Annotated in this window: 27 protein-coding genes and 1 tRNA gene; 6 read left to right on the forward strand and 22 right to left on the reverse strand. The window is 68.6% G+C overall.

The window, feature by feature from the left end:
- Nucleotides 1-96: 96 nt before the first annotated feature.
- Entirely contained in the window at nucleotides 97-336 is a 240-nt protein-coding gene (locus ACZ4SA_RS03260) for a hypothetical protein (RefSeq protein ID WP_468269295.1), read from the reverse strand.
- A 226-nt stretch (nucleotides 337-562) separates the two neighbouring features.
- Between ACZ4SA_RS03260 and ACZ4SA_RS03265 the strand changes: the two genes are divergently transcribed.
- A tRNA-Arg gene (locus tag ACZ4SA_RS03265) sits at nucleotides 563-638 on the forward strand.
- A gap of 68 nt (nucleotides 639-706) precedes the next feature.
- Here ACZ4SA_RS03265 and ACZ4SA_RS03270 read toward each other — a convergent pair.
- The 12 genes from ACZ4SA_RS03270 to ACZ4SA_RS03325 all read right to left on the reverse strand — a co-directional run bounded on the left by ACZ4SA_RS03270 (nucleotide 707) and on the right by ACZ4SA_RS03325 (nucleotide 7,471).
- Nucleotides 707-1,858 carry a tyrosine-type recombinase/integrase gene (locus tag ACZ4SA_RS03270; protein WP_468269297.1) on the reverse strand — a complete coding sequence of 384 codons (1,152 nt, stop codon included), beginning with the start codon at nucleotides 1,856-1,858 and terminating at the stop codon, nucleotides 707-709.
- A complete protein-coding gene (locus ACZ4SA_RS03275) occupies nucleotides 1,858-2,046 on the reverse strand; it encodes a helix-turn-helix domain-containing protein (protein WP_215187357.1) in 189 nt (62 codons plus the stop codon). The genes ACZ4SA_RS03270 and ACZ4SA_RS03275 overlap by 1 nt, the downstream gene beginning before the upstream one ends.
- Nucleotides 2,043-3,326 carry a replication initiator gene (locus ACZ4SA_RS03280; RefSeq protein ID WP_468269808.1) on the reverse strand — a complete coding sequence of 428 codons (1,284 nt, stop codon included), beginning with the start codon at nucleotides 3,324-3,326 and terminating at the stop codon, nucleotides 2,043-2,045. The genes ACZ4SA_RS03275 and ACZ4SA_RS03280 overlap by 4 nt, the downstream gene beginning before the upstream one ends.
- Before the next feature lie 147 nt (nucleotides 3,327-3,473).
- Nucleotides 3,474-3,659: a hypothetical protein gene (locus ACZ4SA_RS03285; protein WP_468269299.1), complete on the reverse strand. Its 186-nt coding sequence runs from the start codon at nucleotides 3,657-3,659 to the stop codon at nucleotides 3,474-3,476.
- A gap of 5 nt (nucleotides 3,660-3,664) precedes the next feature.
- Nucleotides 3,665-3,865 carry a hypothetical protein gene (locus ACZ4SA_RS03290; protein ID WP_468269301.1) on the reverse strand — a complete coding sequence of 67 codons (201 nt, stop codon included), beginning with the start codon at nucleotides 3,863-3,865 and terminating at the stop codon, nucleotides 3,665-3,667.
- A gap of 92 nt (nucleotides 3,866-3,957) precedes the next feature.
- Nucleotides 3,958-4,302 (reverse strand): SpdD-like protein, encoded by a 345-nt coding sequence (locus tag ACZ4SA_RS03295; protein ID WP_468269303.1) that lies wholly within the window; start codon nucleotides 4,300-4,302, stop codon nucleotides 3,958-3,960.
- Nucleotides 4,303-4,334: 32 nt separating this feature from the next.
- Nucleotides 4,335-4,529 (reverse strand): hypothetical protein, encoded by a 195-nt coding sequence (locus ACZ4SA_RS03300; protein ID WP_468269305.1) that lies wholly within the window; start codon nucleotides 4,527-4,529, stop codon nucleotides 4,335-4,337.
- Between the two features lie 16 nt (nucleotides 4,530-4,545).
- The gene (locus ACZ4SA_RS03305) at nucleotides 4,546-4,737 is read right to left on the reverse strand and encodes a mobile element transfer protein (RefSeq protein WP_264244415.1); all 192 of its coding nucleotides are present in this window, start codon (nucleotides 4,735-4,737) and stop codon (nucleotides 4,546-4,548) included.
- A gap of 5 nt (nucleotides 4,738-4,742) precedes the next feature.
- On the reverse strand, nucleotides 4,743-4,925 hold the full coding sequence (locus ACZ4SA_RS03310) for a hypothetical protein (protein WP_468269307.1): 183 nt from the start codon (nucleotides 4,923-4,925) through the stop codon (nucleotides 4,743-4,745).
- Between the two features lie 13 nt (nucleotides 4,926-4,938).
- Nucleotides 4,939-5,619 carry a DUF2637 domain-containing protein gene (locus ACZ4SA_RS03315; RefSeq protein WP_468269309.1) on the reverse strand — a complete coding sequence of 227 codons (681 nt, stop codon included), beginning with the start codon at nucleotides 5,617-5,619 and terminating at the stop codon, nucleotides 4,939-4,941.
- 140 nt (nucleotides 5,620-5,759) lie between these two features.
- Nucleotides 5,760-7,127, reverse strand: a complete 1,368-nt coding sequence (locus tag ACZ4SA_RS03320; RefSeq protein WP_468269311.1) for an FtsK/SpoIIIE domain-containing protein — start codon at nucleotides 7,125-7,127, stop codon at nucleotides 5,760-5,762.
- A 5-nt stretch (nucleotides 7,128-7,132) separates the two neighbouring features.
- Nucleotides 7,133-7,471 (reverse strand): SCO3933 family regulatory protein, encoded by a 339-nt coding sequence (locus ACZ4SA_RS03325; protein ID WP_264244424.1) that lies wholly within the window; start codon nucleotides 7,469-7,471, stop codon nucleotides 7,133-7,135.
- Between the two features lie 348 nt (nucleotides 7,472-7,819).
- Here ACZ4SA_RS03325 and ACZ4SA_RS03330 point away from each other — a divergent pair, with 348 nt between their 5' ends.
- Complete coding sequence (locus tag ACZ4SA_RS03330; protein WP_468269313.1) at nucleotides 7,820-8,953, forward strand: helix-turn-helix transcriptional regulator; 1,134 nt, start codon at nucleotides 7,820-7,822, stop codon at nucleotides 8,951-8,953.
- Here the strand turns inward: ACZ4SA_RS03330 and ACZ4SA_RS03335 are convergent.
- Together ACZ4SA_RS03335 and ACZ4SA_RS03340 are read right to left on the reverse strand one after the other, a co-directional pair.
- Nucleotides 8,937-9,728: an NUDIX domain-containing protein gene (locus ACZ4SA_RS03335; RefSeq protein ID WP_468269315.1), complete on the reverse strand. Its 792-nt coding sequence runs from the start codon at nucleotides 9,726-9,728 to the stop codon at nucleotides 8,937-8,939. The two genes, ACZ4SA_RS03330 and ACZ4SA_RS03335, sit on opposite strands and share 17 nt — an antisense overlap.
- A 518-nt stretch (nucleotides 9,729-10,246) precedes the next feature.
- Entirely contained in the window at nucleotides 10,247-11,323 is a 1,077-nt protein-coding gene (locus ACZ4SA_RS03340; protein ID WP_468269317.1) for a hypothetical protein, read from the reverse strand.
- Nucleotides 11,324-12,106: 783 nt separating this feature from the next.
- On the opposite strand from ACZ4SA_RS03340, the gene ACZ4SA_RS03345 reads away from it, so the two are divergent.
- Both ACZ4SA_RS03345 and ACZ4SA_RS03350 read left to right on the forward strand, forming a co-directional pair.
- Nucleotides 12,107-12,331, forward strand: coding sequence for a cold-shock protein (locus ACZ4SA_RS03345; protein WP_468269319.1), 225 nt, complete (start codon nucleotides 12,107-12,109; stop codon nucleotides 12,329-12,331).
- A 259-nt stretch (nucleotides 12,332-12,590) separates the two neighbouring features.
- Complete coding sequence (locus ACZ4SA_RS03350; RefSeq protein ID WP_468269321.1) at nucleotides 12,591-12,938, forward strand: hypothetical protein; 348 nt, start codon at nucleotides 12,591-12,593, stop codon at nucleotides 12,936-12,938.
- Nucleotides 12,939-13,216: 278 nt separating this feature from the next.
- Here the strand turns inward: ACZ4SA_RS03350 and ACZ4SA_RS03355 are convergent, their stop codons facing one another.
- From ACZ4SA_RS03355 to ACZ4SA_RS03385, 7 genes are all read right to left on the reverse strand, one after another.
- Nucleotides 13,217-13,633 carry an ATP-binding protein gene (locus ACZ4SA_RS03355; protein ID WP_468269810.1) on the reverse strand — a complete coding sequence of 139 codons (417 nt, stop codon included), beginning with the start codon at nucleotides 13,631-13,633 and terminating at the stop codon, nucleotides 13,217-13,219.
- An 848-nt stretch (nucleotides 13,634-14,481) separates the two neighbouring features.
- Nucleotides 14,482-14,652, reverse strand: a complete 171-nt coding sequence (locus tag ACZ4SA_RS03360) for a hypothetical protein (protein WP_199835623.1) — start codon at nucleotides 14,650-14,652, stop codon at nucleotides 14,482-14,484.
- 357 nt (nucleotides 14,653-15,009) lie between these two features.
- Nucleotides 15,010-15,603, reverse strand: a complete 594-nt coding sequence (amaP, locus tag ACZ4SA_RS03365; RefSeq protein ID WP_468269323.1) for an alkaline shock response membrane anchor protein AmaP — start codon at nucleotides 15,601-15,603, stop codon at nucleotides 15,010-15,012.
- A gap of 10 nt (nucleotides 15,604-15,613) precedes the next feature.
- Nucleotides 15,614-16,312, reverse strand: coding sequence for a DUF6286 domain-containing protein (locus tag ACZ4SA_RS03370; protein WP_468269325.1), 699 nt, complete (start codon nucleotides 16,310-16,312; stop codon nucleotides 15,614-15,616).
- The gene (locus ACZ4SA_RS03375) at nucleotides 16,309-16,755 is read right to left on the reverse strand and encodes a hypothetical protein (RefSeq protein ID WP_093866468.1); all 447 of its coding nucleotides are present in this window, start codon (nucleotides 16,753-16,755) and stop codon (nucleotides 16,309-16,311) included. The genes ACZ4SA_RS03370 and ACZ4SA_RS03375 overlap by 4 nt, the downstream gene beginning before the upstream one ends.
- Nucleotides 16,752-16,979, reverse strand: coding sequence for a hypothetical protein (locus ACZ4SA_RS03380; protein WP_030967540.1), 228 nt, complete (start codon nucleotides 16,977-16,979; stop codon nucleotides 16,752-16,754). The genes ACZ4SA_RS03375 and ACZ4SA_RS03380 overlap by 4 nt, the downstream gene beginning before the upstream one ends.
- A gap of 36 nt (nucleotides 16,980-17,015) precedes the next feature.
- A complete protein-coding gene (locus ACZ4SA_RS03385; RefSeq protein ID WP_468269327.1) occupies nucleotides 17,016-17,447 on the reverse strand; it encodes an Asp23/Gls24 family envelope stress response protein in 432 nt (143 codons plus the stop codon).
- 202 nt (nucleotides 17,448-17,649) lie between these two features.
- Between ACZ4SA_RS03385 and ACZ4SA_RS03390 the strand changes: the two genes are divergently transcribed.
- Both ACZ4SA_RS03390 and ACZ4SA_RS03395 read left to right on the forward strand, forming a co-directional pair.
- Nucleotides 17,650-18,456 carry a hypothetical protein gene (locus ACZ4SA_RS03390; RefSeq protein WP_468269329.1) on the forward strand — a complete coding sequence of 269 codons (807 nt, stop codon included), beginning with the start codon at nucleotides 17,650-17,652 and terminating at the stop codon, nucleotides 18,454-18,456.
- A gap of 287 nt (nucleotides 18,457-18,743) precedes the next feature.
- A complete protein-coding gene (locus tag ACZ4SA_RS03395; RefSeq protein WP_468269331.1) occupies nucleotides 18,744-19,787 on the forward strand; it encodes a fatty acid desaturase family protein in 1,044 nt (347 codons plus the stop codon).
- Nucleotides 19,788-20,039 lie beyond the last annotated feature (252 nt).

Below are 20,039 nucleotides of genomic sequence, written 5' to 3' on the forward strand. Positions count from 1 at the left end.
GCAGCGGCCAACCGGAAACCCGCCCTGCCCGAAACCGAAAACCCACCCCAAAAACAATCACATCGCGTGATCAGAGATCACGCGGTGGATCGAGGCTCAGCGGATGCGGCAGGCGGCATCCGCCGTGACGACGAGCCGGGTGCCGGCGTCGCTGACGACCTGGTGACGGGTCCAGCGGCGGTCCGGGCCGTCCGGGCCGTCCACAATGAGCACGGAGTCCACGCGGAACCACGTGCGGGGCCGGATCACGAGCAGAGTTCCGGGGCCCACGACCTCTGCGTCACCGAGTCCGGGGTGTGCGAGCGCCACATCACCGTCGACCGGAAGACGCACCACACCCGGCAGGCGCCACCCGGCACCCCGGCCGGCCGCCGATTGAAAGGCCCTCAGCACCCTGGACAGGATCCCCGGCAAGCAGCGTCCCCCCGTACGTCCAGCACGCCACCCGCTACACTGGCGGCGACGAACAGCCCTCACCGGCTGATCACTAACCTGTCCAAAACATGTCAAAGAACGATCGTGTACGCGACGTCGTTTTGGACACGTATATCGACAGATCCCAGCCTTCGTAGCTCAGGGGATAGAGCACCGCTCTCCTAAAGCGGGTGTCGCAGGTTCGAATCCTGCCGGGGGCACCAGCACAAAGGCCCCGGACCGATCATGGTCTGGGGCCTTTGACATCAGCTTTTGACATCAACGGGGGCGGTCACTCACGGCCGGGCCGCCTCTTGAGCAGCCGATCCATGTGGCTGATGGCCTCGCGCTGTGTGTCCTGGACGACGTGCGTGTAGACGTCCATGGTGATGCTGATCTGGCTGTGCCCGAGGATCTCCATCACGACGCGAGGAGCGACCCCGGCAGCAGTGAGCAGGGTGGCGCAGCCGTGCCGGGCATCGTGCAACCGGATGACGCGAAGGCCGGCAGACTCTGCGACCCGGGTGAAGGACCGGTACACGTTGCGCGGCTCGACCGGGCGACCGTTGCGGGTGGCGAAGACGTAGCCGCCTTCATCCCACGACTCCCCCGCGCGCAGCTTGGCGGCGGTCTGGCGCATCCGGTGCCAGCGAAGCGGCGCGATGCACATCGCGGGGAGCGGTACGGCCCGGCGACGGCGGCCCTTGGGGTCGTCGTTGTAGAGGACGCCGCGCCGACGCTGGGTCTGCTGGCGTACGTAGATCACGCGCTTGTCCAGGTCGACGTCGACCCAGCGGAGACCGACGATCTCACCCCGCCGGAGGCCCATGGCGATGGCGAGGACGAAGGCGGCGTACAGCGGGTCCTTACGGGCAGCAGCGAGGAAGTCCAGCGTCTCGTCGAGGGACCAGGGGCTCAGCTCCCTGGACTTTGCCCGGGGCGGCTCAACGAGGCTCGCCACGTTGCGGGTCACCAGCTCCTCGCGGCAGGCAGCCGTCAGGGCGGTGCGGAGCACCCGGTGGGATTCCTTGGCAGTAGCCGCGGTGGTCTTGTTCTCCAGTTGGACGAGGAAGCGCCGGACGTCGGCAGTGCCTAGGGATTCGAGCCGTTTCGACCCGATCATGGGCACGAGGTACAGCCGGACGTGAGCTTCGTACTTGTCGTAGGTACTGAGCTTGCGACGCGGCTTGATGACGTTGTCCAGCCAGTACGGCAGCCACTCGGAAAGCCTGGCCGAACGGGTCGGCACGGGCACGCCCTGGTCGGCCTTGTCGAGGAGTTCGCGGCGTTTGGCGTCGCACTCGGCCCAGGTCTTGCCGTAGGCGAACTTGCGGGCGCGCGTGCCGTCAGGCTGGAGGACGTACACGGCGGCCTGATAGCGGCCGTCCTTGCGCTTGGTGATCGTGCCCGCGCCGTTCGGGTTGCGCTTCCGCTGGGAGGCCATCAGGCAGCCTCCTCGATCTCACGGACGATGAAGTCCCGTACGGCGTCGGCCGGTACACGGCGGGCACGTCCGATGGTGATCGAGGTCAGGCGGCGCGAGCGGATCAGGTCGTAGACCGTGGAGCGTCCGAGCTTCAGCCGCGCCATGACCTCGGGCACGGTCAGCAGTTCGGCGGTGGCGGTGGTCATGCTGCGGCTCCTTCCATGTCGGTGGTGTCGGGTGTGAGTGAGGCGGCGAGCCATTCCTCGGCGCGGCCGAGGCCGGTTCCGGCGAAGGTCCAGTGCGCGAGGACGAGGGTGGTGTCATCGGCGGCGGGTTCGGCCGGCACGGCCTGGTCGCCGCGGGCGATGGCGGCTTGGAGGCGGCGCCATTCGGCGCGTGCCTGGCGGAGTGCGCCGAGGGTGGTGGAGTAGCGGCGGGTCTTGGTGGAGAAGTGGCCGCGGAAGCCGAGCATGTGGGCCCAGGCACGGAGGCGGAGGTCTTCGAGGTCTTTGCGGGCGCCGAGGGTCCAGGCGGTGCGGATGAGTCGGCGGGCGTGTTCGGGGATGGACTTGCGGCCGAGTTCGGCGAGGAACTTGATGGGGCGGTCGAGGGTGCCGGTCGCTGTCTCTGCTCCTTTGGTGGCGTACTTGGCGATGTAGGCGGCGACGGCGCGTTCGGTCAGTTCGGCGGGGCCGTCGAAGTCGGCGGAGCGGATGGGGCGGATGTCGAGCTGGGTACCGAAGGCGAAGGTGTGGGCGCGGCCGTCGATGACCGGGCCGGGCACGTCAGCAGCAGCGGCGGCGCGGATGGCGTCGGCGAGGAGTTCGGCGGTGGCCCAGGCCGGGGGCGGGGTGTCGCCGCCGTCGGGGCCGTCGAGGCGGATCACGGCATGGAAGTGGATCGCGCCGCGGCGCTGGTACTCGGCGACCTTGGCGAAGGAGACGCGGGCGTACTCCTTGAAGGCACGCTGAGAGAGCCCCGCACGCTTGGCGACTTCGCGGCGCAGGTAGATGGAGAAGCGGGCCCAGATCTTGGAGGCGTGAGCGTTCCAGAGCACGGCCGCTTCGTAGTCGTAGCGTTCAGGGTCGAGCGGCGTGCCGAGCTCCGGTGCGTCCTCGGCGTGGGTGGTGCCGCAGCGGCAGCGTCCTTTGGCGGGGCGGTTGTGGACGGGGCCGAAGCTGGGCGCGGTGAAGGTGGCGAACACCCGGGGGTGCGTGGCGACGCGTTCGGGGGTGCCTTTGCCGCCGCGCAGTCCGGCGGTGATGAGCTGGTAGGTGTCGCGGCGGTAGGTCTCGGCGCAGGCCGGGCAGCGGGTCGCGCGGCGGTTGTTGCAGCGCACGAGGAGGTTCCCGGCGGGCAGGTCGGCCGCGGTGAGGTGGTGCAGGATCTCGCCGGTGGTGGTGTGGACGTCGGTGCGGTGGCCGTCGAGGCGGATCGGTGTGGTGCAGCCGCCCAGGCAGCGCAGCTGGCGCATGAGGCCGGGCATGGTGCCGAGCGAGGCGAGGAACGCGAGATCCCGCAGCGGCGGCGGCGGTGCGGTCGTGGTGGTGGTCACGCGGATGGTCCTCCTTCCAGAGGGAGCAGAGGGGCGGGGCACCGGCCGGCAGAAGTGCGGTCGGTGCCCCGGCGGGGGTTAGCGATGGGGGCAGGTGTTGCGGTGGTCGATCCACTCGGCGACCAGGTCCCGGACGTTGTCGTCACCCCTGGCGCGGCCGGTGGCACCGCAGCAGCAGGCGTAGGAGCCGGTGGCGGGGAAGTCCCGGGCGGGTTTCGCGACGTGCACGCCAGGCTGGTCGACGGTGGGGGCGAGGTCCGCCATGGCGGTCAGCGGGTGAACGCGGCGTCGGCGGCGTTGTTGAGCAGCTGGCGCAGGGGCGGGACGGTGCCGGTGCCGTGGCAAGTGCGGCAGTGGGCGGTGATCGTGCGGCGCTGGCCGTTTCGGTCGCGTCCGCCGAGGGTGATCGAGGCGGAGGCGAAGCCGTCGCAGGACGGGCAGATACGGGCCGAGGCAGGGCGGTGCTGCATGATGGGTGGTCCTTCCGGTTGATGAGATCGGGTAGGGGCTGGCCGTCCGGGCGGCGGAGACTTGGCGGTTTCAGGGCCGCCCGGAGGGCCGGTCAGCGACGGCGCGCGGTGCCGTTGGCCATGGAGCGCAGGACGACGGTGCAGACGGCGACCGAGGTGGCCGTGATGGCGACCGCGAGGAACATCGAGACCAGGACCGCTCCGACCACGAGCACCACAGCGGCGCCACCGCCGACAGCGACCAGGAGGCCGGTCGGGGTGAGCCGGACCGCAGGTGCTGAGGCCGGGACGACGGCCGGGGCCGGGGTGGTGTGCTGGCAGGCGCACTCGGTGGCGGTCTGGTGCTGCTCGATCGGGGCCGAGGCGGGGGTCGGGTGGATGAGCGGGGAGACGATGCCGGTCGGGGTCGGCATGGTCGGGATACGCGGGCGAAGCATGGTGGATCTCCCTTCTGGCGGGTCTGGGCTGGTTACTTGGTGGTGCCGTTGACGGCGTCGACGCCGGTGCGGGTGCCGGATTCGATGACGGGGGCGAGGAAGGTGTCGGCGAGGAGGAAACCGCCGAGGAGAAGCACGACGATCAGCCAGGTCGGCGGGCGCATGAGCTTGATGCCGAAGTAGCCGAAGATGGCGACGAGGATGATCAGCGGAAGTTCGACGTTCACGACGGGGCCTCTCGGGTTAGTTGGCGCGGCAGCGGTGGGTGCGGGCGGCGAGCTGGGCGGCCGACTGGGTGGAGTAGTCGGCGGACCAGCCGCAGTTGTCGCGGGAGCAGACGGCGGCGTGCTTGGTGCGGCCGTGCCGGTCACGGTGGGTGCCGATCTGCACGGGGCCGATCCGCATGACGGAGTGGAAGAAGTCACGGGCGGGCATGGCGGTCAGTCCTCCGCTCGCAGGCTCGGGCCGGGGAACTCGGCGAGGATGCGGGCGGCGTCGGCCGGGTCGGTGGCACGGTCGGCAGCTTCTTCGGCGAGCAGCCGGGCCAGGGTCGTGCGACCGGCACCGGCCATTTCGCGTGCTGCTGACAGGTATTCGTCTCGGGTCGGTTCGTGTCCGGGCATGAGGGCTGTCCTTTCAGGCGAGGTGGGCGGCGAGCTGGTCTGCCATGGGGCCGGGCAGGCCCAGGCGGTCGCGCAGGGTGGCGGCATCGATCGGGTTGCCGGTCGTAGCGCGGTGAGCGTCGGCGAGCTTGCGGGCGTGGTCCACGAGCGCGGGCGGCACATCAGCCGGGGCCGGTGCGGCGGGCAGGGCCGGAACCGGCTCCGGGGCGGGCTCGACCGCATCCGTCACGGGGGCGGGGTCCGGTTCGGCCGGCACAGTCACCGGCTCGACCACCGGCAACGGCTCCCGGTCGACCGGCGCAGCGTCGGCAGCAGTCGGGGCGGTGGGTGAGTGGACCAGGAGAGTGCCGCCGAGGAAGGCCAGGGCGGGCCATCCGGCGACGAGGATGCGCAGCCAGTCGGGCACGTCGTTCAGGTCGAGCAGGCCCGCGGTGGCAACGTTCGCGCCGAGCGAGGCCGCCAGGGCGACGGCGAACCAGGTCCACGCGGCGCGGGCCGGTTCGCCCTGGGCGCGCAGGGTCCGTAGGCGTCGCCAGGCGGCGACGAGCAGCAGGTCGACGGAGACGGGGTAGGCCCAGGCTTTCCAGCCGTCCTGTCCGGCAGCGGCGGCGAGGTCGTGCAGGTGGGCGAAGGACAGGGCACCGGCGATCACGGCTTGCACGAGGACGGCGTCCAGGCGGATCGAGCGGAACATGAGTCTTCACCTCCTTGAGGGTTGGGCCGGGGCCGGGCGAGGCGTGATGGGCCGGTCGCCGGGCCCCGGCAGCCGTTTCGGGCATGGCGGGGGTAGGGACATGGCGCGAAGCGGTCACGCCAACCGAGAGGGAGCAGAAGTCAGGCGGTGAGAGGCTTGGCCGCCGACGCCGGGGCCGGGATCTCGACCGGGGCCAGGTCCGGCAGGACCGGGCGGAAGGACTCCAGGCCGTCGAGGACCGGGGTGCGGTGAGCGTTGGCGGTGCAGGCGTTCACGGCCTGGCGCATCGTCGTGAACGGTGTACGGATGCGGACCCAGCCGCCCGTGGAGTCACCGGCCACCGCCAGGCCGGGCCGCTCGACCGGAATCTGTGTGGTCGCCAGCACCGCATCGGGGGAGATGTCGCCGAAGGCCATCTTGGCGGAGGCTTCATCGTTGACCCGGTGCGAGAGGCGGCCGGTGAGCTGGGAACGGAGCATGGTGATGCCGTCCCCGAGTTCGGCGCCGAAGCGCTGACCGCAGATCTCCACGTAGATGCCGGCAGCGCGGCCGAGCTGGACGAGACGGACCAGGGCGGTGATGATCCGCTCGCGGCGCTTCTTCTCCGCCGTGTTGGAGAACAGCGCCAGTTCGGCGACCTCGTCCACCAGGAGGACGACCGGCACCGGCCGCAACTCTTCCGGCAGGCCCCACAGGTCGGCGGTGATCTCCTCATCCGGGGTGTCTGCGCTGATGCGCTGCTCGCGCCGGATCACCTGATACGTGTCGGCCATGCGGGCAACGAGTGCTTCCAGCAGGTCGGCGGCATCGTCCGGGTTGTCGGCCAGCGCGGAGAACCGGCGGGCCAGCGGGGCGAGTTCCACCCCTTGCTTGCAGTCGATGCCGACCAGCGCGACATGCCGGGAGGCGAGTTCTTTCACCAGGTGGCGTTGGTAGACGGACTTGCCCGACTTTGTCGCGCCGAGGTTCAGCGAGTGCGGCACCTCCCGGTAGTCGCGGTAGTGGACTGCTCCGTCCTCCCGCAGCGCAACCGGGACACAGAGCCCTTCCCGCTCGACGTGGGCGGGCATCTGCACCCGTGCCAGCACGTCGTAGCCGGTCATCCGCAGCTCGACCACACCCGACCTGACCTCACGGGACGTGACGCTGTGCATGGCGAACGAGTGCCGCAGCCGGTCCGTGGACGCGGCGAAGTCGAACGCGTCCTGACCGGGCCGAAGCTTCACCCTGAGCACCAGGCCGGTGCGGGTCGGGCGGAAGCTGAGGATGCGCGGCGGCCGGGACTCGGGTGCCGGACGGCGGGTGAGCCGGGCGAGGGTGAGCCGCAGCCGGGACGGCGGAACGGTCAGCCCGCACGCGTCCATGACCGAGGCGTACCGGGCCACCACGCGGAGCGTGGCGAGGGTGACGCCGATGCTCAGCCAGTACCAGGCCGGGCGCAGCCGCCGCAGCACCAGGGCCGCGGCGACCACCACCAGACTTAAGACGAGGAGCGTCGTGGTCGACATGCCGCTCAGCCCTTGGCAGACGGGACGACGAGCGCGACCGCGCGGAAGGCGATGCCAAACCGCTTCTCACCGTTGAAGGTGTTCTCCCAGTCCCGCGCCTTGAGGCCGACGACCTTGACCGGCATACCCAGCGTGATCCCCTCCGGGACACCAGTCTCCGGGATCGAGACGGTGTAGAGGTTCGCCTCACCCTCATCCGCGATGGTCAGGCCGACCGTCATCATCTTCGCGCCGGTCTCCCGATCGACCGCGATCTCACCGGTCTGCTTGTTGATGACCTTCGCCTTCGGCTCCACGGCGACGAACACGACAGCGGTCGAAGTGTCGATCTTGAACGATGACATGATGGAAGCTCCCTGATAGGGGCGGAAGCGGCGGCTTGCTTGGCGGTAGGGCGCCGCTTCTGCGTTGGCTTGTGGGAGTCCTGCGACAGCACCGCAGGACGTTCGCGTTCCAACTGGTGCGCACCAGTAGATTGCATCTGGTGCGCACCAGCTGTCAAGTGTTGTCGCCGTCCGGTTTCTCAACTCGCCTTCTTGCGACACTGCTAGAGAAGCGCGCCGCTCAACCGCCCGGTAGCCAACAGAGGTTCACTGCCGACCCGTTAACCCGGCCTGTTAACCCCTGCCGACCTGCGCGGATGTGAGGCATGCTGCTGTAGAGCTGTCAGACCACATGCGAGGGCGGTACAGGTGCTCAACCGGCTGCGAGAGGTGAGGAACGGGCGCGAGTGGTCCCAAGCGCGTCTCATCCACGAGATCGAGCAGTACGCGAGACGCCATGCGCTCGACATCGGCTCGACCGCCAGCCTGCGCGTCTACGTCTCGGAGTGGGAGAACGGCAAGCGCCCCATCAGCGAGCGCTACGCGCAGATTCTGCGGCCCGTCTTGGGCGTCACCGATGAGGAGCTGTTCGGCCGGCACAGTCCGACCGCGCCGCCCCCGGCAGTTGGCGGCTATGACGAGCTGATCAGCCGTATCGACTCGGCCCGCAACGTCAGTCTCACCATGGTGAAGACCTTCATGGACCAGACCGAGTTGCTGCGCACGGTCGACCGCCAGATGGGCGCGGCGACGCTCGTTGATCAGATGACCGGGCATCTGGCGACCCTCGAAGACGCCTTGACGTTTGCCGTCCTGCCCGAGACCCGCCGACCGGTAGCTCTAGCCCTGGCCGGTGCCGCCACCCTCGCAGCCTGGCAGGCCCTCGATGCGGGAGGCGTCGAGAGAGCTTGGCGCCACTACGAGTTGGGCAAGCGGGCAGCGCAGGAGGCAGGCGAGCCGATGTATCTCGCCCACGCCACGGCCGAGCAGGCGTACGTGCTCAACGACGCAGGCCGCCCAGAGACCGCGGTCGCTCTTGTACGCGAAGCCCATCGGCTGGGCGGGAGCCAGGTGTCGCCACGGTTGCAGGCATGGCTGTACGCGGCCGAAGCGGAACTCTGCGCCAACGCGGGCATGGTTGATGACTGCCGGCGGGCACTCGAAAAGGCCGACGCAGCCCTGCCCGACGGGGCGGAGGCCCGCGACCCGGACATGTTGAGCATCTTCCTGAACGGCGGACACTTGGCCCGGTGGCGCGGAAGTTCCCTCGCACTGCTGGGCGAGGACGACGCGCTCAGCAGTCTGTACACCGCCCTTGATGAAGCCGACCCGACTTTCATCCGGGCCACCTCAGGGCTGCGATGCAACCTTGCCCAAGCTCACCTTGCGCGCGACGAGCATGACCAGGCGCAGGAGCACCTACAGCAGGCCCGGTTGCTGGCGAAGCGAACTGGGTCAGTTCGCCACTTGCGCCGCATCGAGCAGCTCACGCAGAGGCTGTAGGAGCCGCCTGCCCACGGGAGGCCAAGAGGTGGAGCAGAGCTACAAGAGTGCCGGAGCCCATGAGTTCATCCCTGGCCATCAGGCCGGGGATGTCCGACAGCGGCACCCAAGCGACGTGTCCCGCTTCCTCGATGTCGGTGGGGTCGCCGACGTGTTGAGCACCCTTGCCGACGAAGATTTCGTGCGGTGAATCGACCATGCCCACCATGGGCTGGTAGGTGACGACGTGGTCGAGGGAATCGGGTCGCCAACCTGTTTCTTCCTCGACTTCGCGAAGCGCGGTGGCGTGCGGGTCTTCGCCCTGGTCGACGATGCCGCCGGGTAGCTCCCAGCCCCACTTGTCCGGGACGAAGCGGTAACGCCAGAGCATGAGCACCCGGTCCTGGTCATCCACGACGGCAGCGATCGAGACGTGATGAAGGCGGACGACGTGATGCTCGAAGCGCTCGACACCGGGCGGCTCGACGTCGACAAGCGCCAGCTTGACCCAACGGTTGTCGTAGACGGTCCGCTCGCCGTGAATCTGCCATGACTCCATGCCGGCCGGGCGCTCGATGCTCACCTCACGGGACGGCACCCGGTAGGAGCTACGGGCATTCGACTCGATGACGTTCTCCGCGACGAGCTTCGCCAGCACGGTGCGCAGCTGCGTGCGGCCGATCTCGAGTTCCTTCTCAAGGGTGCGCTCAGAGGGCAGCTTCTCGCCGGGCTTGAGCCTGCCCGAGGCCACCCACTCGCGAATCGTGCGGTAGACCCGCTCCGACTTCGGTCCCATCCTTTGAGCCCACTCCCTGATGTCATCAGCTGGCGCGGACCAGCGTAGCCGCCGGGGCTGACCGCCAACAGGTGACGATCACGGGCTCCAGGGCCGCCGCGGATGCGGTGAGTAGAAATCTTCTCTACGGGTTCAAGGCGGCTCGCTCCGCTCGCCGCGCGCGGCCCCGGCTCCAGCGCCGGGCCCCGACGCTCCTGTCTCCGCCCCGCTCCGGGCCCCGGCTCCGCCGGCCGCGCGGCTGGAGCGAGCACACCAGATGCAGTGGACGGTAGCCCGCTGTGGCTGGGCCCGGTCGGCTCCACGGCTTTAGGCAGCCACCATGGGGCGAGCCTCGAAGATCATGGCCCCAACGTCGTGCTTTACCGGGCAGGTCCACAGACTGCCCGACTCGCCGGAAGCTTACGGGGCCACGATCTCTCGCCCCATGGCAGCTCCCGCCCAAAGCCGCTCCACCGACCTCGTGGGGCAGGCATCAGGCACTGCTCGTGGCGGGCTCACGTGCGGTCCACCTCACGGGCTCACGTGCGGTCCACCTCGCTGGGTTGCCGCTGTAAGTCCTCATGGGCCTGCAAGTCTCGCCTTACTGCCCGTGCCCACAGAAGGGCGCCGACAAGCAGGCCAGCCCTAGCTACCCAACGACGCCATGGCCAACCAGCAGCAACGTCATCGCCCGGCAGATGCCCCTGCCCGCCATCGGGGTCCTCCCCCGCTTCTCCTCGAAATAGGACCTGGCTCACGGGTCTCCACCTGTCCTGTTGCGATGCGAGCTCCTCCTGAGATTCCCATCCCACTGCCTCCCAAAGTTCACGCCGAGCAGTGTCGTAAGCAGCGCGAATTAGTTCGGCATATCCCATAGCTGCCGAAATCGCTGCCCGCCATGCCAGAAAACTGAGCAAGCCAGCTCCCAGGAAGCAGGGGAGCCACACTCTCGTGGGGACACCAAGGAACGCAAAGGCCACTGACACTAGCGCGAAGACGGCCGACAGAGAAGAGACGACAATCATCCGCTCCAGGTTGGCGCGAGCTGCTCCAGTAGCGCCTTGAAGGGCGTCTGGGATCAGTCCATAAAGTCGAGGCCAGAAGAAGACGCCGTCGATTCCGTATCGGTCATTGGGGTATCGCTCGGCCGCACGCAGGATATTGCCAATCCGGGTCGGCAGAAGAGATCCGTCCGGCGGGAATTCCATGTACCACTCCGTGGACAACCGATCGCGTTGATCGACGTCTTCGTTGGGTTGCCCCTGGAACGCGCTCAGCTTTTCGTTAAGTTTGGTTTTCCTCTTTGTATGACTGCCCTTCCTTTTCTTAACGAGCCAACCCCACCACCAGTATCCTTCGTAAGCCCTGATGAAGCCCGGAAGCGCGATCTCCACAAGCCAGCAAGCGACCAGTAGTGCAGCAACTAGGCCGCCGACGAACAGCGCCTGCCGAAGGCCTGCAAGATCCTTCCACCAATCGTCAACTGCGGCCCAGCCAGCATCTGTGGCAGCGAGGGCGCCGATCCCAGCGCCAAAGGTCAGAACCGGAAACAGGATCGTTGTAATGAACTCAGAGGAAAGCCATCCAGTGGCCTTGTCCAGAAGCGATCCGAACAATTACCTCACCACTCAAACAGGTGGTCGCCTAGGCGCTCAGGGTCCTGACACTTAGGCATCTTCATGGGTTTAACAAAAAATCTTCGCCGACACGTACAGCGGCGCCCCCGCCACCTATGCTTGCATGTCCTCACGAATTCTACGTGACTACCAACGCCAGGCAGTAGAATTGCCGCACTAAGCGTAGTAATACCTTCGGATGAGGCACGTACTGCTCGGGGGCGGGCATGGATTCGCGCCCGAGCGCGTACTCGGTTTAGATCGGGCCCGCTCAGAACCCGAAACTGATCCGGATAGGCGACGATCAGATGGGCGTCGGATTCCACCTCCCTGGCCGCCCAGGGCTTGATCAGGTTGACGGGCATCTCGGCGGAAACCACCACCATCGACGGCAGCTTCGGAAGTATCGACGCCAGCTGGACCTGCGGCCGTTCCCGCGGCAGATCGTCGAAACGGACAGCGGCTACGGGCTTGCCGTCCTCGCCCAAGACGACGACCCACCGCCGCTGACCAATTCTGGCAGCAACGTGCGCCACGGTATCGGTCGAAGAGACCTCAATGGCCTCTTCGGCTGGCTCATCCCCCAGGCGCTTCCCAGGCGCGCGGTCCCGCTTCATCGGTCGAGGCATGTGCTATCCCTTCGCTCCCTACTCAGCCCATGCATTTCTGCTATAGGCGGATAGCTCACGTAACCTGACTTAAATCACCGATAAGGACGCGGCCAGATGGCCGCATGCGGGTTCCCGATACGCCAGCGCAGATGGACCCCGTAAGGTCGCCCACATGGCGACTGCGACTGTCCGTGAGTGGCGCGACGAGGAAGGGTGGGGCGTGCTCGATTCCTCGGAGACACCCGGCGGTTGTTGGGGCCACTACTCCAACATCCAGATGGAAGGGTTCTGCTCGCTGTCGCCGGGACAGCGAGTAGACCTCCAGTGGGAGGCCCCTGGCTTCAAGCAGGACGGGTACGACTATCGGGCGGTGAGCATCGTGCCTCAGCCAGCCTGACATCCACACCTGACATCAACGACGGCAGACAGCAGCAGCTACGGGCGTTCCATGACAGCCTTGCTTCCGAGGCATCGGAAGCTCGCGAGGCCGCGTTGATCGAACTCCTAAAGCGGGTGTCGCAGGTTCGAATCCTGCCGGGGGCACAGAGAAACACCTGGTCAGAGGCCCTTCCGTCCATCGGACGGGAGGGCCTTCGTACTCGCAGCACACATATGGCACACATGCGGCTGCGGGCAGAGGTGGGGAGCTGTGCGGGATGCCCGCTAACGACGAGCTGGCCCGGCGCCGGTACGAGAAGCTGGTCGAACGGCTTGAGTCGCTGATGCGGGCCGCCCTGAAGCCGGAGTACGAGGGCTACCACGGTCAGCTGATCCTCGGCGCGGACGATCTTGCGGAGATGGGCGAGCTCAAGGACGTCCGGCGTGCCGCGAGGGGGGCGGGATGGCGTCTCGGCTGGAAGACAACCACGCACCTCGTCGGCGGGAGGCTCTTCGTCCTCGACGAGCGGGAGGCGCCCGAGGAGATCGAGCAGCTGGCCGGGGATGCGGCCGCTGCTGCGATTTACCGGGCCCGGGAGGAAGGCCGCCGACCGCGACTGACCTGATCCAAGGGACAGGCACAAGGGGCCACCCCACCGCCTCAGCGCGGTGGGATGGCCCCTTCGATCACGACTGCCCGGCACGGGTTACGCACACATCACGCGGCGTTTTCCTCCAGGGCGGCCACTGTCTCGGCAGCCTCGCGAGCCTTCCTCTCGGCCTTCTCCCCTTGGCCTTCGCCTTGGCCAACTGCTTGGCGCGCCGCTTGTTTCCACGCACGCCTCTGGGCTGGGGTCGTCCACCAACTCGTCGGCGTGCACCAGCCGTAAGGACACGTGGTGCCTCAGCACGAGGGCGGCACTTCGAGCTCGGCCCACACGACCTTGCCCCAGCGCTTCCGGTCGTACCCCCATCTCCAGCTCAGGGCATCCACCAAGAACAGGCCACGCCCGTCCTCGGAGTCGTCGTCGGGGCCACCCATCTCGGGGACGTCCCTGCAGCTGTCGGCGACACCGATGCGCACCACGCCCGCAGCCGGCCGCGTGACCAGGACACGGACCACACGGCACCGGGTGTGGTCGATGGCGTTGTTGACGAGCTCGGCAACGGTCTGCACCCCGACCCCGGCCAACTCGCCTATGCCCCAGGCGCTCAGAGCGGCGGAGACGAGCAGGCGCGCTCGGCGAGCGGATTCCGGCTCGCACGGCATCGTCTCGGTGTAGCCGGGGGCGCCGGTCGCGGTAGGTCTGGCTTCGGTCATGGTCACGAGAACATCCCTCCGGGGGTGGGACGCCCGCCCCGCGCGACGGGTGACGACGGGGCGGGCTCTCCTCATGCCGCCGAGAGGAAGGGGGAACCAGAGTGCTCTCGACGGGGTGGTACCGAGTCAACGACCTGAGCCCCGGGAGGAACAGGAAGGGTCGCGCTTCCGCCGGCCGTCCCGAACCGGAAGACTTTGCGTTCCCGTGACCTCGGGCCTGGTTCGGTCGGTGACCGCAGGTCTACCGTCAGTGCCATGGGAGCGAACGCCGTCCTCAAGAGCCGGATGAAGGAACTCGGGCTCACCCAGGAGGAATTGGCTGGTCGGATGAACACCGCGCTCGCAGGGATCACCGGTCGGCCCGGCGATGTCTCCGCCCGCACGGTCCGCAACCTGCTGAACGGGACCTCCCGCCGCCCCATCGGGCGTACGTGCGCGGCTCTGGAGCGGGTGCTCGACCGCCCTGTCGAGGACTTAGGGTTCAGCCCGTTGACGGTCGCCGACGAGCATGTCAGCGACGAGCTTCTCGTCGCTGATGGACTTGATGCGAAGTTCTCTCCCATCCCCTGCCCCGCGACTCCACCGTCCTGCGCTGCTGCACGAGCCGGAAGTATTCGTCCCGCTCACGGGTCAGCTTCCTGCGGCCCTGAGCCACCGTCCGGGTCTTGCGGATCTCGAACATCACACCCCTTGAACCGGGGTGTTGCGACAGCTCCTAGAACCCAAGGTCCCTCCAAGGGCTTCGTGCGCTCAGGGCCGCTGAACCGCGCCGGGTGCACCGTGCACCAACGGTTGCGCCTGGCTGTTGTGCTGTCAGGCCCGGACTGGTCCGGGCTTTCGGGAGCCGGTCAGCGGGCCGGGCGCCGGGTGGAGCGCCAGATGGAGCGGGCCGCCAGGTAGAGCAGATCGACGATCAGAAGCAGTACGCCGATGGACATCAGGTAGAGCATGCCGTCGACGGCCGCGCCGATGGCGACCAGAGCGATTCCGGCGATGAGCAGGATCAGGAAGGGGACCATGACGGGATGCCTCCTGGGAAGGAACCGTGCGAGATCTGCGTGTTCTCTCGGCTACGGCAGGAACGCTGTGCCTGTGCTCGATGTCGCGTCGGCCGAGGAGGGGTACGTGGCGGCTCCGGCGCACGAGGTCGCCACCAGGGTGGAGGCGGCGTCCGCCGACCGCGGCCCCACCGACCCCAGGGTTCTCAGGACGATGCCGACGACAACCGGCCGGTGTCTTCGAGCACGCCGTCAGGAAAGCGAGTGCGCCAGGCAGTGTGCTGTTCGTTTGATCCTCCGCGTGCCCGAACGCTCGGGTTCCAGGAATCCTGGGCGCCTCGCAGCCGGTACCCCAACGGGGCTTCGGCCTTGGAGATCTCAGGCGGTGCGTTTGGCGCGGTGGCGGGCTTCCCGGAGTCGGACCTTCGAGGGGAGGCGGTCCAGGCCGGCCGCGTCCCGTGCGTGTGCGAGTGTTTCGCGGCTCAGCCGCCCAAGAGCCCGCGCTGGATCGGCGTGAGGCTCCAGCAGCAGCCGCACGCGTGCGGTCGGAGCGGTACGTCGGCCCGTCAGCCGGACGTGAGCCCGTGAGACCCCGTCCAGGGCTTGTGCCTCTTCCTTGATGACGTTCTCCAGTGTGCGGCCGTTGAGTCGGGCTGCCGCGCCGTCTTCGCTGTCGACGAGGACCCGGTCCAAGCGGTGTCTGCGTTGCGCGAGGAGCCACCACAGCAGCAGGGCAAGCAGCACGGCGAGCACCGCGATCACGGTCGGCCACCACCAGTCCTCTTCCCGCCACCGGGTGCGTCCCTCGGTGCCCAGCACCACGTCGTCCGGCCCACGGAAGGGCCACCAGCCCGGCACGTCGAAGTCCCAGTGGCGCTGCAGGTCCAGTGCGCCCAGCAGCACGCCGCCGCCCAGGGCGAACAGTCCGAGGCCGAGAAGCCCGAGCAGCACCCGGTTCACCGTCTTGAGCATCAGGATCACCTCAGCCCTTCTTGGGGCGCCGGACGCGCACGGCCAGTGTGGGTTGCCGGGCCAGGCCCAGGGACGTCACGGCTTCGCCCAGCTCGGTGTCCAGGTCCGCGCGGACCTCCTCAAGATCGCGGAAATGTGCCCGTGCCCGGGCCTTTACCTTCCGGCGGCCGACATCGACCTGTACCGACTGGACACCGGGCACCCGCATGGCCCGGTCGCGCAGAACCAGGGCGGCCGCGCGGCGGTCAAGCCCGGCTCGGACGTCCTCTGTCCCAGGGATACCGGTGGGCCGCCGCCCCATGGGCAGCAGCCGGCGCAGTCCCGGCGTCACCGCCAGCAGGAAAAGCCACAGGCCGAGTGCCATCGCCACCGCGGCCCCGACGATCATCCAGACGTCGTCCAGGGGCCGTGTGGCCAGTTCCTCGGCGAGCCGCCACCGCCAACGCATCGCGTTCCGGCCTGCCCGCACCGCGACCACGTCGTACAGGAGAAATCCGACGACCGCGGCGCACAGCAGGGCTGCCAAGGCCGCGGGAATCCGCCGCGACGACCAGAAACGGTGCGCCGACCGGCCTGATCCGTCGATCACCTTCGTATTCGTAGCACCCTCGGCCGCCCCCGGGGTGCCGTCGGCGGACGGAGCCGCCTGTCCCGGACCGGAGGAGAGGTCGCTGTCACCGGTCGGCTGCCGCGAGGTGTTCGCGCTCATCGCACCCTCTCCCGGTCCGTGTGCCGCGTATGCGCCGAGTGCAGTTGCTCGACCGAGACCGCGAGGTCGGACACCTCCATGCCGGCCCATGCCCTGATCCGCTCGGTGACCTCCCGGCGCACCGCGGCGCACTGCGCCCCGATGTCGGACGGATAGCCGAGCTCGACGGTGATGTGCAGCCGTGCCTCGCCGAGCACCGCCTGCCGCCCGGCGGCGGCCTCGGAGTCCCGTCCTGCGCTGGTCCGTTCCGGCGCCCGACGTACGGATGTGCTCACGTGTGGCGTCCGGCGGCCGGGTGGTACGTGGCCGGCCGACTCGGCGAACCGGCTCAGCGCCTCGCGCGCCACCCGAGCCGCGATCTTCGCGACGACCCGGTCGGTGACGGCGGTCGCCCCGCGCTCCCCGCGGGGGACGCCCGGACGCTCATCGGCTTCCCCGCTCACCGCCGCCAGTCTCCCCGAGCCTGTCGCCTGTCGTCGCGGATCCGCTCCTGCCGGTCCCGGCGGCGGACGAAGTCGCCCGGTTCGAGATCACCCTCCGTGAACCGCCCGATGACGAGACCGACGAGGCCCAACCCCAGCACCAGCAGGAAAGCCCAGAAGTTGCCGAAATACGCGGCGAAACCCAGCGCCATTCCGGCCATCAAGCCCACCACGGCCCTGCTCATTTCGCGCTCCTTCACTCACGCGGGCTGCCGCCCCGGCTACTGGATCCGCTGCCGCTCCTCCCCTTCGTCCTCCTCGTCGGGCAGCTTCACGTCGCTGACCATGATGTTGACTTCCACGACTTCCCGACCCGCCATCCGCTCCACCGCGGAGATCACGTTCTCCCGCACCGCGGCGGCCACGTCCGTGATCGAGACGCCGTAGTCGACGACGAGCTCCAGATCGATGGCCGCCTGCAGCTCTCCGACCTCGACACTGACCCCGCGTGTGGCGGATTTGCCGCTGCCGGCGCCGGGCATCCGCTCCCGCACGGATCCCATCGAGCGTGCGAATCCGCTGCCCAGGGCATAGACGCCGCGTACGTCCCGTGCCGCCACTCCCGCGATCTTCTCCACCACCACATCGGCGATGGTCGTCCGGCCGCGAGAACCGGGCGCAGCGCCGAGCCTGACGCCGGTGTTCTCAGTCATCGGGATATTCCTCCCTCGCGAGGCCACAGAGCACCAATCACTCGGATTATAGTCTTTTTAGTACCTTTTGCCCGGCTATAGAGCGTGAGACGGGGTGGTCCGACGAGTGGCCTGAGGCCCCTGCCTCGAGCTCTCGCGGACACTCCGGGCAGAGCACCGCGGGAAGAGAACCGCGGCCGTGGAGAAGAAGGGTGAGAGGCCAGTGACCGAGGCGTGGACGCAGGCAGTACGAAGCCAGCTTGGCCTGGGCCGGCTGCTCCCGCTCGGCGGGCCCGACGACGGGACGTGGATCACCGAGCAAGCGGCCGTCCAGGCCCTCGGGCGCACTGCCGCCGAGGTCCCCGGTGTCCGACTGGAGTCCCTGCGCATCGGGTCGGCACCGCTCCAACCCGTGTCCGAACCGGCCGTCCGTCCGCCGGCCAGCGCGCTACCGCCTGGCCCGCTCACCATCGAGGCCGCCTTCACCGCATCCCTCGTGCGGCCGCTGCCGGAGACCGCCGACGATTTGAGGAGCACACTGCTGGGCGCGGCCACTGAACGGCTCGGGCTGGCCACGGTGACGGCTGACATGCGCGTAACGGATCTCCGTGAGGCCCCGGAGGCAGGCGTGACGTCTCGGACCGCGGCGACGGCCATGAGGCCCACGCCGGAAGCTGCGGCCGCGCGGAGCTCGCCCCCGGTGACCGGAACAGGGTCCATGCGGGGACTCGTCGGGGAGCTGGCGGACGTCGCAGCGGGTGTGCCGGGCGTCGCCCACCTCACCGCCGTGCTGGGCAGCCGCCCGGTCAGGGTGGAGGACCATGATGATCCACCCGGCCGACACATCGAGGTTCACCTCGCGGTCGGCCCCGGACACCATCCATTGCAAGTCGCCCGCGCCGTCCGGGAGGCGGTGGCCGAGGCAGCCACCACTGGCACCCCGGGCCCAGTCACCGTCGCCGTCCTCATCACGGAAACCGCGGCCTGGCGACGGACCTCGCCGGTCACCGTGATGAGTGCCCCTCAGTGATCAGCCAGCCCCCCTTCACCGGCCGATCCCCGGTTCTTCTCTGAAAGTGCGCGGACCGCTCCGCCAGCCCTGTCCTGCCACGGTGTGAGACCTGCCTGGCAGGGAACCCGCATGCAGACGAAGGGCCCGCGCTGCCGCCGACAGACGAAGCAGACGTCGTCCTTGCTCCGCGGTCGCGCGATGTGCATCCGCAACGGCGGAAGCGCATCCCTTGCCTGTGGGCCGGTCTCAGCAACTCCCGAGGCGGCGTCTGACCATCTGCCTCCTTCGGAGAGAGTTTCAGCAACATGACCACAAACACCACGGTCCGCCCCCCACCCTCGGAGACGTCCGGCAGTGACTTCGCCCGGCTGTCGAGGAAGATCGCTGATGCCGGCCTGCAGGGGCGCCGTCCCGGCTATTACGCACTGCGGATCACCGTGGTCGCCGGGCTCTACGTCGGTGGGTGGGCCGCCGTCGCGCTCATCGGTGACAGCCGGTGGACCCTGACCGTCGCCGCCTTCCTGGCCGTCGTCTTCGGCCAGGTCGCCCTGCTCGCCCATGACGCCGCCCACCGCCAGATCTTCCGCCGGCGCCGGGCCAGCGAGGTGTCCGGCCGGATCGCCGGTGCCGGTGTTGGGATGGGCTACGGGTGGTGGCAGGACAGGCACACCCGCCATCACGCCAACCCCAACCATGAGGAACTCGACCCCGACCTCGACCCCGACCTGCTGGTCTGGTCCCAGGATCAGGCCCGGGCCGCCAAGGGTCTCCCCCGCCTGATCGGCCGCTGGCAGGCGTTCCTGTTCTTTCCGCTCCTCACGCTGGAGGGCTTCAACCTGCACGTGTCGAGTGCGAAGGCGCTGGCCAATCGCTCGCTCAAGCACCGAGGGCTCGACGGGGCGCTGCTGTTCGGGCACTTCGTCGTCTATCTGAGCGTCCTGTTCTGGCTGCTGCCGCCCGGCATGGCGTTCGCCTTCCTCGCCGTCCACCAGGGCCTGTTCGGCGTCTATCTCGGCTCCCTCTTCGCGCCCAACCACAAGGGCATGCCGATCCTGACCGGCGAAGACCGCCCGGACTTCCTCCGCCGCCAAGTGCTCACCTCACGCAACGTGCGCGGTCGCTGGTTCACGGACATCGCACTGGGCGGGCTGAACCACCAGATCGAGCATCACCTGTTCCCCAGCATGCCCAGCCCCAACCTGCGCAAGGCCCGGACCATTGTCCGGCGCCACTGCGAGGACCTGGGTGTGGACTACGTGGAGACCGGGCTGATCGCCTCCTATCGGCAGGCCCTCACCAGCCTCCATCAGGCCGGAGCACCGCTCAGGCAGCCCCGCGTCCCGGCCTAGAGAGGCGCTGCCGCAGCCATCGGTGCCCGTGATGTGGTGTCGGACCACACACATCGGTCCAGAGCACGGCTGTTCGAGGTACGCCGACGACGGCGTCACCGTCGACGACGAGCTCTGGTCGGCGGTCGGGGACCGGACCCGGCGCTACAAGGTTGCCGTCGACTCGTCGTCGGACGAGGGCCTGGCAGAACGGATTCAGCACACATGAGGCCGGGAACCTCCGTGAACACGTGAGAACCACGGAGGGGCATT

The organism is Streptomyces sp. NPDC027962, assembly GCF_055566095.1.

Bases quoted from the DNA above. Each gene is read 5' to 3' on its own strand.
- ACZ4SA_RS03270 (WP_468269297.1), bottom strand. From the start codon at position 1,858: ATGGCCTCCCAGCGGAAGCGCAACCCGAACGGCGCGGGCACGATCACC.
- ACZ4SA_RS03275 (WP_215187357.1), bottom strand. From the start codon at position 2,046: ATGACCACCGCCACCGCCGAACTGCTGACCGTGCCCGAGGTCATGGCG.
- ACZ4SA_RS03280 (WP_468269808.1), bottom strand. From the start codon at position 3,326: ATGCCCGGCCTCATGCGCCAGCTGCGCTGCCTGGGCGGCTGCACCACA.
- ACZ4SA_RS03285 (WP_468269299.1), bottom strand. From the start codon at position 3,659: ATGGCGGACCTCGCCCCCACCGTCGACCAGCCTGGCGTGCACGTCGCG.
- ACZ4SA_RS03290 (WP_468269301.1), bottom strand. From the start codon at position 3,865: ATGCAGCACCGCCCTGCCTCGGCCCGTATCTGCCCGTCCTGCGACGGC.
- ACZ4SA_RS03295 (WP_468269303.1), bottom strand. From the start codon at position 4,302: ATGCTTCGCCCGCGTATCCCGACCATGCCGACCCCGACCGGCATCGTC.
- ACZ4SA_RS03305 (WP_264244415.1), bottom strand. From the start codon at position 4,737: ATGCCCGCCCGTGACTTCTTCCACTCCGTCATGCGGATCGGCCCCGTG.
- ACZ4SA_RS03310 (WP_468269307.1), bottom strand. From the start codon at position 4,925: ATGCCCGGACACGAACCGACCCGAGACGAATACCTGTCAGCAGCACGC.
- ACZ4SA_RS03315 (WP_468269309.1), bottom strand. From the start codon at position 5,619: ATGTTCCGCTCGATCCGCCTGGACGCCGTCCTCGTGCAAGCCGTGATC.
- ACZ4SA_RS03320 (WP_468269311.1), bottom strand. From the start codon at position 7,127: ATGTCGACCACGACGCTCCTCGTCTTAAGTCTGGTGGTGGTCGCCGCG.
- ACZ4SA_RS03325 (WP_264244424.1), bottom strand. From the start codon at position 7,471: ATGTCATCGTTCAAGATCGACACTTCGACCGCTGTCGTGTTCGTCGCC.
- ACZ4SA_RS03335 (WP_468269315.1), bottom strand. From the start codon at position 9,728: ATGGGACCGAAGTCGGAGCGGGTCTACCGCACGATTCGCGAGTGGGTG.
- ACZ4SA_RS03345 (WP_468269319.1), top strand. From the start codon at position 12,107: ATGGCGACTGCGACTGTCCGTGAGTGGCGCGACGAGGAAGGGTGGGGC.
- ACZ4SA_RS03350 (WP_468269321.1), top strand. From the start codon at position 12,591: ATGCCCGCTAACGACGAGCTGGCCCGGCGCCGGTACGAGAAGCTGGTC.
- ACZ4SA_RS03355 (WP_468269810.1), bottom strand. From the start codon at position 13,633: ATGACCGAAGCCAGACCTACCGCGACCGGCGCCCCCGGCTACACCGAG.
- ACZ4SA_RS03360 (WP_199835623.1), bottom strand. From the start codon at position 14,652: ATGGTCCCCTTCCTGATCCTGCTCATCGCCGGAATCGCTCTGGTCGCC.
- amaP (WP_468269323.1), bottom strand. From the start codon at position 15,603: ATGCTCAAGACGGTGAACCGGGTGCTGCTCGGGCTTCTCGGCCTCGGA.
- ACZ4SA_RS03370 (WP_468269325.1), bottom strand. From the start codon at position 16,312: ATGAGCGCGAACACCTCGCGGCAGCCGACCGGTGACAGCGACCTCTCC.
- ACZ4SA_RS03380 (WP_030967540.1), bottom strand. From the start codon at position 16,979: ATGAGCAGGGCCGTGGTGGGCTTGATGGCCGGAATGGCGCTGGGTTTC.
- ACZ4SA_RS03385 (WP_468269327.1), bottom strand. From the start codon at position 17,447: ATGACTGAGAACACCGGCGTCAGGCTCGGCGCTGCGCCCGGTTCTCGC.
- ACZ4SA_RS03395 (WP_468269331.1), top strand. From the start codon at position 18,744: ATGACCACAAACACCACGGTCCGCCCCCCACCCTCGGAGACGTCCGGC.